The organism is Mesorhizobium sp. M0601 (assembly GCF_040320845.1).
GTDB lineage: Bacteria > Pseudomonadota > Alphaproteobacteria > Rhizobiales > Rhizobiaceae > Mesorhizobium.
In genome coordinates this window covers 36,813-48,166 of the sequence record NZ_JAMYQK010000043.1, presented here as the reverse complement: position 1 = coordinate 48,166, position 11,354 = coordinate 36,813, and the positions used below count along the sequence as shown (strand labels likewise).

Annotated in this window: 14 protein-coding genes; 6 read left to right on the top strand and 8 right to left on the bottom strand. The window is 62.8% G+C overall.

Annotation, left to right across the window (positions count from 1 at the left end; translation table 11 throughout):
* Positions 1 to 148: 148 nt before the first annotated feature.
* Positions 149 to 805 carry a glutathione S-transferase family protein gene (locus NKI41_RS27690; protein ID WP_352685956.1) on the bottom strand — a complete coding sequence of 219 codons (657 nt, stop codon included), beginning with the start codon at positions 803 to 805 and terminating at the stop codon, positions 149 to 151.
* A 61-nt stretch (positions 806 to 866) separates the two neighbouring features.
* Positions 867 to 1,718 carry an alpha/beta fold hydrolase gene (locus tag NKI41_RS27685; protein ID WP_352685954.1) on the bottom strand — a complete coding sequence of 284 codons (852 nt, stop codon included), beginning with the start codon at positions 1,716 to 1,718 and terminating at the stop codon, positions 867 to 869.
* A gap of 97 nt (positions 1,719 to 1,815) precedes the next feature.
* Between NKI41_RS27685 and NKI41_RS27680 the strand changes: the two genes are divergently transcribed.
* From NKI41_RS27680 to NKI41_RS33365, 5 genes are all read left to right on the top strand, one after another.
* Positions 1,816 to 2,340: a winged helix-turn-helix transcriptional regulator gene (locus NKI41_RS27680; protein ID WP_352451127.1), complete on the top strand. Its 525-nt coding sequence runs from the start codon at positions 1,816 to 1,818 to the stop codon at positions 2,338 to 2,340.
* Between the two features lie 75 nt (positions 2,341 to 2,415).
* Complete coding sequence (locus tag NKI41_RS27675) at positions 2,416 to 2,646, top strand: hypothetical protein (RefSeq protein ID WP_023678501.1); 231 nt, start codon at positions 2,416 to 2,418, stop codon at positions 2,644 to 2,646.
* 19 nt (positions 2,647 to 2,665) lie between these two features.
* A complete protein-coding gene (locus NKI41_RS33375) occupies positions 2,666 to 2,809 on the top strand; it encodes a hypothetical protein (RefSeq protein ID WP_502893701.1) in 144 nt (47 codons plus the stop codon).
* A gap of 27 nt (positions 2,810 to 2,836) precedes the next feature.
* Positions 2,837 to 3,103, top strand: coding sequence for a heme-binding protein (locus NKI41_RS33370; RefSeq protein WP_502893707.1), 267 nt, complete (start codon positions 2,837 to 2,839; stop codon positions 3,101 to 3,103).
* Entirely contained in the window at positions 3,033 to 3,209 is a 177-nt protein-coding gene (locus tag NKI41_RS33365; RefSeq protein WP_502893700.1) for a hypothetical protein, read from the top strand. Before NKI41_RS33370 ends, NKI41_RS33365 begins: the two co-directional genes overlap by 71 nt.
* On the opposite strand, the gene NKI41_RS27665 is transcribed toward NKI41_RS33365, so the two are convergent.
* The 3 genes from NKI41_RS27665 to NKI41_RS27655 all read right to left on the bottom strand — a co-directional run bounded on the left by NKI41_RS27665 (position 3,171) and on the right by NKI41_RS27655 (position 4,853).
* Positions 3,171 to 3,572, bottom strand: coding sequence for a hypothetical protein (locus NKI41_RS27665; RefSeq protein ID WP_352500775.1), 402 nt, complete (start codon positions 3,570 to 3,572; stop codon positions 3,171 to 3,173). The two genes, NKI41_RS33365 and NKI41_RS27665, sit on opposite strands and share 39 nt — an antisense overlap.
* Before the next feature lie 200 nt (positions 3,573 to 3,772).
* Positions 3,773 to 3,955 (bottom strand): 50S ribosomal protein L32, encoded by a 183-nt coding sequence (rpmF, locus tag NKI41_RS27660; RefSeq protein ID WP_006203806.1) that lies wholly within the window; start codon positions 3,953 to 3,955, stop codon positions 3,773 to 3,775.
* 139 nt (positions 3,956 to 4,094) lie between these two features.
* Complete coding sequence (locus tag NKI41_RS27655) at positions 4,095 to 4,853, bottom strand: biosynthetic peptidoglycan transglycosylase (RefSeq protein ID WP_352500827.1); 759 nt, start codon at positions 4,851 to 4,853, stop codon at positions 4,095 to 4,097.
* 79 nt (positions 4,854 to 4,932) lie between these two features.
* Here NKI41_RS27655 and NKI41_RS27650 point away from each other — a divergent pair, with 79 nt between their 5' ends.
* Positions 4,933 to 5,850, top strand: a complete 918-nt coding sequence (locus NKI41_RS27650) for a polyprenyl synthetase family protein (RefSeq protein ID WP_352457948.1) — start codon at positions 4,933 to 4,935, stop codon at positions 5,848 to 5,850.
* 169 nt (positions 5,851 to 6,019) lie between these two features.
* Here the strand turns inward: NKI41_RS27650 and NKI41_RS27645 are convergent, their stop codons facing one another.
* The 3 genes from NKI41_RS27645 to tkt form a co-directional block, all read right to left on the bottom strand.
* The gene (locus NKI41_RS27645; RefSeq protein WP_352685952.1) at positions 6,020 to 7,909 is read right to left on the bottom strand and encodes a potassium/proton antiporter; all 1,890 of its coding nucleotides are present in this window, start codon (positions 7,907 to 7,909) and stop codon (positions 6,020 to 6,022) included.
* 217 nt (positions 7,910 to 8,126) lie between these two features.
* Positions 8,127 to 9,137, bottom strand: a complete 1,011-nt coding sequence (gap, locus tag NKI41_RS27640) for a type I glyceraldehyde-3-phosphate dehydrogenase (RefSeq protein WP_023678507.1) — start codon at positions 9,135 to 9,137, stop codon at positions 8,127 to 8,129.
* Between the two features lie 158 nt (positions 9,138 to 9,295).
* Positions 9,296 to 11,287: a transketolase gene (tkt, locus tag NKI41_RS27635; protein ID WP_352685950.1), complete on the bottom strand. Its 1,992-nt coding sequence runs from the start codon at positions 11,285 to 11,287 to the stop codon at positions 9,296 to 9,298.
* Positions 11,288 to 11,354: the final 67 nt, after the last annotated feature.

The window sequence follows — 11,354 nt, the reverse complement described above, 5'->3', positions numbered from 1 at the left end:
CTCTCTCAGCGTTCCTTTCTGACCCATTCGGCAGCGAAAGTCATAAGACAAGCAATTCCAGGAAAAGTGTGAAACGGTTTTCCGTCCGGAATTGCGCAAAAACAAAGAGATAGAGCGATTCGGCGTTTCCGTGAAACGATGAACCACTCTAGCCATTGTTGTAGGGGAAGAGCTTGAAATACGGCTGCGCTTCCTCGATCACACGGGCAACCGAGGGGCGTTGCAGCAACCGGTCGTGATAGCGCCTGACCGCAGGATATTCGTCTCCGAACGGCTCGACCTTGTTGGCGTAGAACAGCGCGGGGGCGGCAGCGCAGTCGGCCATGGTGAAGCTCGCACCCACCGCCCATGTCCTCGACCGCATGTCCTGTTCAATGATGGCGTAGGAGCTGCGCAGCTGGGCGCGGGCCTGCTCGACGCCGAACGGATCGGTCTTGCCCTCCGGCCGCAGCCGGTCGCCAACGATCTTCTGCATCGGTTCCTGGACGTAGAAGTCATAGAAGCGGTCGGCAAGCCGGGTCTGGCGAGCGAGATCGAGATCGGCGGGGATCAGTTCGACCGGCCCAGGATAATACGCGTTGAGATATTCGATGACGATCGTCGATTCCGGCACGGTCCGGTCCAGCGCTTCATCGCGCAGCACCGGCATCTTGCCGAGCGGCCACAATTTCAGAAACGCCGCGCGCGACTGTTCATTGCCGAGATCGACAACGACCGATGTGAATGGCGTGCCGTTCTCATAGAGCGCGATCAGCGGTTTCCAGCAGAAGGAGGCCAGCGGATGAAGATGCATCGTCAGGGACATTTTTGCTCCTATCTTTGGTGCTTCGTCTCGCGGGCATCCGGTGTCAAGGTTCGGCCCGCTGCTACGTGGCCCGGCTGTGGGCGACGATCGCATCGATGATCGCGGCCCAATCGTCGGGATGCAGCTCGTGGCCGCCGCCCTCGATCCGGACCAGTCTTGCACCGGCGACCGCGTCGGCAAGAGCGGCGCCATGCTCGGCTGGAAAGATCGGATCGTCGGTGCCGTGGACAACGAGGAGCGGAATCTTCATCTCGTGCAGCCGCCCCGTCCAGTCCTCGCCGCTCCGATCTTCGCCGCCCTTGAGCATGAAGTGATTGGTCGCGCTGAGAAAGCCGCCGGACCGGTCGTAGTCCTGTTCCACGAACGCTCTCGTCCGCGCCTCATCGAACGGATGCGCGGTGCCGGCGAGCGCACGCGCGTTTTTGACCATGAAATCGACCGCTTGGCCACGGTCAGACCAGTCGACCTTCGCGCCTTCGGCCGAATGTTTCCTATAGGCCTCGGTGGTTCCGGGCAAATGCGACGTATCGATGCCCAAGGGCGAGCTGCTGATCACCGTCAGCGAAGTGACACGCGACGGGTATTTCAACGCAACGAGCTGCGCGATCATGCCGCCCATCGACATGCCGACCACGTGCGCCTTTCGGAGTCCCTGGTCGTCAAGGACGCGGACGGCATCGTCCACCATGTCGTCGAATGTATAAGGCGGCTCGCCCGGCGCGTATTTGGTCGAACGGCCGGTATCGCGATTGTCATAGCGGATCACGAAGCGACCCTCGCCGGCCAGCTTCCGGCAAAACGCTTCGGGCCACCAAAGCATGGAAGCCATCGCGCCCATGATCAACAACACCGCCGGATGGGCCGGATCGCCGAACGTCTGGGATGCGATTTCGGGGTGTTCGGCGTTTTTCATGGCTTTCCTCCTTGGGCTTCCAATCCGATTGCATTTTGCAATCAGTTGCACGATATTAAAACCGATACGATAATGCAACCGGTTTTTGGAGATTCGCATGAACATCGATCGTCGGTCCGGATGCCCCATCAACCTGTCGCTCGAAGTGTTCGGTGACCGGTGGAGCCTGATCATCCTTCGCGACATCATCTTCGGCGGCAGACGCCACTTTCGCGAACTGCTCAACGGCTCGATGGAGGGCATCGCCTCCAACATCCTCGCCGACCGGCTGAAGCGGCTGATGGAGCTCGGCATGCTGACCAAGGCGGACGATCCCTCCCACAAGCAAAAGGCGATCTACAGCCTGACCGAAATGGCGATTACGCTGGTGCCGATCCTGGCGCATCTCGGCGCCTGGGGCCGCGTCTGGCTGCCGGTCAGCGAAGAGCTCTCTATCCGTGCCGAGCTTCTGGAAAAAGGCGGCCCGCCGATGTGGGATAAGTTCATGAACGAGTTGCGCCACGAGCATCTGGGTGCGTCTCCCGCCCCATCTGGACCCACCGTCCGCGCGACTTTGCAGGCCGGATACGATGCGGTAGTCGCCCGCAAGGCGGAGCGAGTTGGCTGCGATCCGGCGCCATGACCAACTTATTTTCCCAATTGCGGGCTGGCTCTGCTATCAAGGGACTGAAGATAATTTACGGATTGGATAACGCTCTTGGTCGAGAACTCTAAGGACACTGCCCGTGCGCGGGCCGATTTGCGTTTCAAGAAACAGGAAGAGGCAGCCACGGTTCGCCAGAAGGCGATGGCGGAATATGTCGCCGAGAGCGACGCTCGCCAAGCCAAGACCAACAAGCTGCGGGCGCTGCGCCTCGCCAAGGAAGCGGAAGACCTGGCCAATGCGCCTCCGGCCCCGGTGAAGAAGCCTCGGGCCAAGAAGAAATAGGCCGGCGCTCCCAGAATCCATGCTTCCTTCCGCACGCGAAACAGTTCACTCGGAGTCTGTTCTGACGGCTGATAACTGGCGCGTTCAGGAGACGGCCATGACCGCACTGACGCTCGACGAAGCCCTTGAAATCAACGCCGCCGCCTTTGCCAAGGGTGCCTAGCTCAAGCTCAGGCCGCTTGGCGTCTCGGTGCTCGACGCCGGCGCCCATCTGGTCGCGTTCCAGCGTCAGGACGGCGCCTCGTTCCTGCGTCCGCAAATGTCGGCCGGCAAGGCCTATGGCGCGCTCGCTATCGGCATGGGCCCGCGCCGGGTGGAAGCTTTCGCCAAGGAGCGCCCGCATCTGATCGCCGGCGGCTCCGACGTGTCGGGCGCGCGCGCGCGGCGTGCTGATCCGCGACAACGCCGGCACGATCATCGGCGCCATCGGTATTTCCGGCGACACGTTCGACAATGATGAAACGGCAGCCATCGCCGGCTCGAGGCGGCTGGCTTCACCGCTGACCCGGGCTGAGCCGGGATCCTTAATTCATATTGATGTCGCGGGTGGCCGACCGCATTGACACCGAAAAGCCGGCCAGCACGTCGATCAGCGCTATGACCATCAGTGTGAAGAAGACGGAATGGGCGGCGCCCTTCACCAGCAGGAACTCGACCAGATAGGCCACAAAGACGAAGGTCGACAAAAGATGGTCCATGATCGAGGCACTTGTCGTGCGCGTCGACTTCACCACTTCGACGAACAAGAAGATCAGTGCGATCAGCACGATGAGGTCGCCGAGGGTCATCGAGAACACGCCACCCGACATCATCCGGACCGAAAACATTTCGGTGGCCCACGGATCGTCGCCGCTGCCGAATATTCCCAGAAGCCCAAGATTGTAGAGGATGAAAGGCACGATCAGCAGCGGGATGGCACCGAACATGTGGCGGCTCCGGTTGGACTGATCTTTGTAGAGTGCGCCCGGCGTTCGCCGTCAAGAATTTTCGTGCGGCCGATAAACACGGACAAAGACGGCGTGAAACAACAATGTCAGGCCCGGCTGATACGATCAGTTGTCGCAAACGCAAAAAGACCGGCCAATGGCCGGTCGTTTCGCAACCCAATAAACCGTCGAAAGCTCTATCAGCTTTCCTTCGGCTCCAGAACCTGGCGACCGCGATACATGCCGGTCTTCAGGTCGATATGGTGCGGACGGCGCATCTCGCCGGAGTTCTTGTCCTCGACATAGGTCGGGGCCTTCAGTGCGTCGGCAGAACGGCGCATGCCGCGCTTCGACGGAGAGGTTTTTCGTTTCGGAACGGCCATGGATATGCTCCACTACATGGTCAAAACGCCCCGGCGGCCCTCGTGAAAGGGCCACATCAGGGGCCGGAATCTGAGAAAGTCGGGTGCCTATACACGCCCGACAGCGTTTTGGCCAGCGTCGCCGTGTTTTTTTTTGACACTATCGCAGGCAACCGACATAGGCGCCGGCGCGGCCGGCGCGCCGTTCGATCAACGCGGCAAGCCGCCTCAGTCCCGGCCCGGGCTTCGCCGGATTGCGCACGATCGGATTCGGCAAGGTGACGGCAAGCAGCGCTGCCTGCCGCCGCGACAGCTGTTTTGCCGAGACGCCGAAATGATGCTGGGCGGCGGCCTCGATGCCGTAGATGCCCGGTCCCCATTCGGCGATGTTGAGGTAGATCTCCATGATCCGCCGTTTCGACAGCACCGCATCGAAATAGACGGCCAGCGGCAGTTCCACGACCTTACGGACCGAGCCCAACGGCCGCGACCATAGATAAAGATTCTTTACCGTCTGCATGGTGATGGTCGAGGCGCCACGTGTCATCTCGCCGGCGAGCGCATCGTCGACGACGCCGCGCAACTCGCCCAGATCGACGCCGCGATGGAAACAGAACTGCCCGTCCTCCGACATGATTACCGAATATGCCAGCACCGGCGCGACATCGTCGATGGAAACCCAGCGCCGATCGTAGCCGGAAAACGTCGCCAGGTCCTTCAGCATCAATGTCGACACCGGATGCACGAATGACGGCAGGTACAGGAAGGTCAGCACCACCGGCACCAGCGCCAGCACAACGGCGACGGCAATGCCGCGCCGGACTCGGCGTTGAAGACCGATGCGGCTGCCGCGTCTCGGTCTCGCCATGTCCAACCCTTCGGTTTCGTGATCGACGATCGGTTCCGCCAAGCCACCCAGTCCGCGCTACTCCCTGCCCCCGGCATAATGGCGCTTGGCTTCTTGCGCAATGTCTGAGTGTCGGCTACCGCTCCCGACCATGACGAAAGACGACCAAATGGCGTTCGAAGCTGCACTTATTGCCCGGGCAGTTCCGCTCGAGGCGCTGCTGAGGCGGTTGCTCGACGGACGGACGCTTTCGGGCGAGGTCGCGCGGCCCGAACGCCTGATGGCGGCAATGCGACATGGCGTGCTGAACGGCGGCAAACGACTGCGTCCCTTCCTGGTCATGGAAAGTGCTGCACTGTTTTCAGCCGACGGCGAGGCGGCGCTGCGCGTCGCGGCGGCGCTCGAATGCGTGCACTGCTATTCGCTCATCCATGACGATCTACCGGCCATGGACGACGACGATTTGCGCCGCGGCCAGCCGACCGTGCACAGGGCTTTCGATGAGGCGACCGCCATTCTTGCGGGCGACGCCTTGCTGACACTTGCCTTCGACATCCTTGCCGACGAGGCGACAATGCTGCCGGCCGAGCGCAGGGCAACGCTGGTGCTGGCACTGGCCCGCGCCGCCGGGGCGGGAAGCATGGTCGGCGGCCAGATGCTCGATCTCGAAGCCGAACAAAGCCGGCCGGACGAGGCCGGCATCATCCGGCTTCAGGCGATGAAAACCGGTGCGCTGATCCGCTTTGCCTGCGAAGCGGGCGCTATCCTTGCCGGCGCGCCGTCGGGCGACCGCGAGAGGCTGGCCGAGTTCGGCTCGGCGATCGGGCTTGCCTTTCAGCTTGCCGACGATCTGCTCGACCTGACCGCCGACGCGCATCAGATGGGCAAGGCGACCGGCAAGGATGCCGCGGCCGGCAAGGCGACGCTGGTCGCGCTGCACGGACCGGACTGGGCGCGGGGCCAGCTCCATGGCCTCGTTGACCAGGCTCATGCGTTGCTCGAACCTTTTGGCGAGCAAGCTGCGCTTCTGAAACAAGCGGCGCAGTTCGTAGCGGCCCGCAACAATTAAGCGCGCCCCTATGGCGCGCCGGAGAAGTGGCGACTGATCGGCCGAACGTCCTCGCAACCGGCCGATCGGGATCATTTCCGGCGATGTCGGAACACATGGACGCGCCACACCAGTTGCTGAGCCATTCTTCAGCCTCGCGGCAGGGTTCCGCGGCTCGGGTGGACAGCGGTCAGCCTTCGCCAGTTGTCTTTTCCACCACGGGCTGCGGAACCGTTTCCATCTCGGCCGCCGCCTCGACCGCCCGCGCCTCGGCCGGCTTGCGCCGGTTGCGGATGAAGGCGGCGATGCGGTCGCGGATTTCGCCGGCACTGAGAAACACCGGAACGCGCGCCACCGGCGCGGTCGGCTCAAAGGACAGGCCAAGGCCGGTGATCCTGCCCTTGTCGTCGACGTCGCGGACGATCAGCTCGATCGGACCGAGCAGCACGCGGTCGGCATATTCGGCGTGGCCGCCGAGCCGCGTAGTGACCAGGTCGCCAATGCTGAGCTTGCGTTCCGCTTCGGTCAGGCCCGGCGCGTAGGCGGTTTCCAGTTCCTCGGCGGGGCGTGACGGATCGACGGCGAAGGCGCCGAAGAAATCCGCGTCCTCGGGATCGACCACGGCACGGCTGGCGAACAGTTTGTCGAGCAGGCGCGGATAGCGGTCCGGCACGAAGATGTAGACATGGTCGCCGGCCGCGAGCCGGCCCATATCCTGGAAGCGCATCGAGCGTCCGTCGCGCAGCACCAGCGACGGCCGCGCCCAGCGCGGAATGCGTTCGCCGCGCGCCACCGGGCTGCCAGGTGACACGCGGTAGGCGAGAAGCTCATGATGGGCGGAGCCCGGCAGTTCCAATTCGACCTTGTCGAGCGGTCCCAGGCGGGCCGGCACGATAAGGCCGAGACGGCGCGCCAGCGGCCCGACGGTCCATCCCTGGATGATCAGCGAGACCAGCACGATGATGAAGGCAGTGTTGAAGATGAGGCGGCCGTTCTCAAGACCGCCGAGCAGCGGCGTGATGGCAAGCAGGATCGACACGGCACCACGCAGGCCAACCCACGAGACGAAGGCGACTTCCGGGCGTGGCAGACGGAACGGCACCAGGCAGAGCCAGACGGCGATTGGCCGTGCCACAAATACCAGGAACAGGCCGAGCAGCACTGCCGGCACCAGGATCGCCGGAAATTGTGAAGGCGTCGCGAACAGGCCGAGGATCAGGAACATGATGATCTGCGCCAGCCACGACATGCCGTCCTGGAAGCGCTTGAGGATGGTCACGGCCCGGATATCGGAATTGCCGGCAATCAGGCCTGCGAGATAGACCGCCAGGAAGCCGGAGCCGCCGACGGCACCGGCGGCAGCGAACACCATAAGCGACAGCGTCAGCACGAAGATCGGCAGCAGGCCGTGATCGAGATTGAGGCGATCGACAAGGCGCACAATGGCCATGCCGCCGAGAATGCCGATGACCGCGCCGAGCCCCATGTTGACAAGGAAGCCGACGGCAAGATCGGTGACCAGCACCTTGGCCTCGGGGTGGGTATTGGCGGCGATGACCTCGACCAGCGTGATGGTCAGGAAGATGGCGATCGGGTCATTTGTGCCGGATTCCACCTCGAGCGTGGACCGCACGCGCTCGCGCAAATTGATCTCGCCGGCGCGCAGCAGGAAGAACACCGCCGCGGCGTCGGTCGAGGCGACGGCGGCACCGAGCAGGAAGGATTCCAGCCAGGTCAGGTCGAGCAGATAATAGGCGGCGGCGCCGAAGAGCCCGGTGGTCAAAAGGACGCCGAATGTGGCCAGCGACAGCGCCGGCCCGGCCGCCTGCCGCAAGGCGTTGAGCGGCGTGCCGAAGCCGGAATCGAAAAGGATGACCGCCAGCGCCAATGAGCCGGCAAAATAAGCAACTCGGGCATTGTCGAAATGGATGCCGAGACCGTCGGTTCCGGTGGCGAGGCCGATGCAGAGAAACAGCAGCAGGAGAGGGGCGCCGAAACGGAAGGCGATCAGGCTTGAAAACGCGGCGGCAACGACAAGTGCTGCGCCAACGAGCGTCACAAGATAGATACCATGCTCCATTCGTTGGTCGCCCCTAGTCGATATGCTACGGCATCACGGGAGAGTGGGGCGAAGACATGGCCGCTGCAAGGCAGCAGCGTGGCTTTTTGCCCCACGCTGCCGATCGTCGAAAGTTTTGGCACCCCCGAGCAGCGGAGCGTGCCTCGGCGGTTCGTGCTGCAATGAAAAACGCCCGGACTGAGCCGGGCGTCTCCAAGTCGAGAAGCTGGCTCTGCGATCAGGCGATGGTCTTGCCGAAGGCGACGGCGGTATCGCCCATGCGGTTGGAAAAGCCCCACTCATTGTCGTACCACGACAGCACCGAAACGAAGTTGCCGTCCATGACCTTGGTCTGGTCGAGCGCCACGATCGAGGAATGCGGATCATGGTTGAAGTCGATCGAAACATTGGGGTGACGGGTAACGGCGAGGATGCCCTTCAGCTTGCCGTTCGAGGCGGCGATCACCGCGTCATTGATCTCCTGGACGGTGGTCGGCCGTTTGGCGATAAACTTGAAATCGACGAGCGAGACGTTCGGGGTCGGCACGCGGATGGAGATGCCGTCGAGCTTGCCCTTGAGTTCGGGCAGTACCAGGCCAATGGCCTTGGCAGCACCGGTCGAGGTCGGAATCTGCGACAGCGCGGCGGCGCGGGCGCGGTAGAGGTCCTTGTGCATGGTGTCCAGCGTCGGCTGGTCGCCGGTGTAGGAATGGATCGTCGTCATCATGCCCTTCTCGATGCCGACCGCCTCATTCAGCACGGCCGCCAGCGGCGCCAGGCAGTTGGTGGTGCAGGAGGCGTTCGAGATGACGATGTGGTCCTTGGTCAGCTTGTCGTGATTGATGCCATAGACGACGGTGAGATCGGCGCCCTCTGCCGGAGCGGAGACGAGAACGCGCTTGGCACCGGCGGTCAGATGGGCGACGGCCTTGTCGCGGGCGGTGAAGATGCCGGTGCATTCGAGCGCGATGTCGATGCCAAGCTCCTTCCAGGGCAGTTGCGTCGGATCCTTGATCGCGGTGACCTTGAATTTTTCCTTGCCGACGATGATCTGGTCGCCGTCAACCGTCACCTCATGCGGAAAGCGGCCATGCACGCTGTCGAAGCGCAGCAGATGCGCGTTGGTCTCGACCGGGCCGAGATCGTTGACCGCGACGACGTCGATATCCTTGCGGCCGGATTCATGGATGGCGCGCAGGATGTTGCGGCCGATGCGGCCGAATCCGTTGATGGCAACTCTGACGGTCATTGTTCTCTCCCTGGGAGTTGGAGGCCGAAGATCAAGTCCGCAGCTTCATAACGGCGGACGGGCAAAGAATCCAGCCGCCGAGGCGTGGATTTAAATCGATTAGTGCTCCACCGCCCGGCAAAACCGCTATGCCAGCCTTTGCCGGGCGAGGCTCACTTTCATTTGCCATGCAGACGGGCTTCCGCCGCCTTCACCGTTGCCTCGGCTGTGATGCCGAAATGCGGGTAGAGCTGTTCGATGGTGCCGGAGGCGCCGAAGCCGGTCATGCCGACAAAGATGCCGTCGGTGCCGATGAAGTGATCCCAGCCCTGACGGATGCCGGCTTCGATGGCAATCTTGAGCGGCGCATTGCCGATCGTCCTGCTGCGATAGTCGGCGCTCTGCTTGTCGAACAATTCGAAACACGGCACCGAGACGACGCGGGTCGCGTGGCCGTGCTTTTCCAAGGCCTCGCGGGCGGCCAGCGCGATCTCGACCTCGGAGCCCGACGCGAAGATCGTCACCGCCGCCTCGCCACTGGCGGCGGCAAGTTCATAGGCGCCGCGGCTGGAGAGGTTTTCCGCAACGAAGTCGTTGCGTACCGTCGGCAGGTTCTGCCGGGTCAGCGCCAATGTCGAAGGCGTCTTTTCCGACTCAATGGCCAACTGCCAGCATTCCGCGGTTTCCACCGCGTCGGCTGGGCGGAAGACATTGTGGTTCGGAATGGCGCGAAGTGCTGCCAGATGCTCGACCGGCTGATGGGTCGGGCCGTCTTCGCCAAGGCCGATGGAATCATGGGTCATGACGAAGATCGAGCGGATGCCCATCAGCGAAGCAAGCCGCATCGCCGGACGGGCATAATCGGAAAAGCACATGAAAGTGCCGCCATAGGCGATAATGCCGCCATGCAATGTCAGCCCGTTGAGCGCGGCCGCCATGCCGTGCTCGCGAACGCCGTAATGAACGTAGCGCTGGCCGTAATCGTCGGCGGTGATGTTCTTGGTCTGGCTGGTCTTGGTGTTGTTGGAGCCGGTCAAATCGGCCGAGCCGCCGATGGTTTCGGGCAGGGCGCCGTTGATGACCTCCAGCGCCATTTCCGATGACTTACGGGTGGCGACCTTCGGCTTGTCGGCGACGAGCTTCTTCTTGTAATCGCCAATGACGGCGTCGAAGTTGGCCGGCAACGTGCCACTGATGCGGCGTTCGAACTCTGCGCGCAATTTGGCATCAGCCTTGGCAAGGCGGCTTTCCCAGTCGGTGCGCGCCTTGACGCCGGTCCGCCCGGCGGTACGCCATGCGTCGAGGATATCGGCCGGAACCTCGAAGGGCGGATAATCCCAGCCGAAGAATTTTCTGGCGCCAGCGATTTCCTCGGCGCCGAGCGGCGAGCCATGCGCCTTGTTGGTGCCGGCCTTGGTCGGCGCGCCGAAGCCGATCGTCGTCTTGCAGGCGATCATCGTCGGCTTGTCGGAGTGGCGGGCCGCTTCGATGGCATAGGCGATCGCTTCCGGGTCCTGGCCGTCGATATGGCTGGCATTCCAGCCGGACGCCTGGAAGCGGGCGACCTGATCGGTGTTATCGGCGAGCGACACCGGGCCATCGATCGAGATGTTGTTGTTGTCCCAGAAGACGATCAGCTTGTTCAGCTTCAGATGCCCGGCAAGCGCGATGGCTTCCTGGGATACGCCTTCCATCAGGCAGCCGTCGCCGGCCAGCACATAGGTGTAGTGGTCGACGAGATCTTTGCCGAAAGCGGCATTCATGATGCGCTCGCCGAGCGCGAAGCCGACCGAATTGGCAAGGCCCTGGCCGAGTGGGCCGGTCGTCGTCTCAATGCCCGCGGCATGGCCGTATTCCGGGTGGCCCGCCGTCCTCGACCCCAATTGGCGGAACTGCTTGATCTGCTCGATGGTGATGTCTTCGTAGCCGGTCAGATAGAGCAGCGAGTAAAGCAGCATCGATCCGTGGCCGGCCGACAGGATAAAGCGGTCGCGGTCCGGCCAATGCGGGTTTTTCGGATCGTATTTGAGAAAGCGGGTGAACAGCACCGTGGCGATGTCGGCGCAGCCCATGGGCAGTCCGGGGTGGCCGGAATTTGCCTTCTCGACGGCGTCCATGGCGAGAAAACGGATCGCATTGGCCATCCGGTCATGTTGTTCGCGCGAGGTCATGCTTCCTCCAAAATGGGGGTTTGGGCCTTGGGAAAGCCCTTGAAAAGGGTGCGCGACACATAGCAGG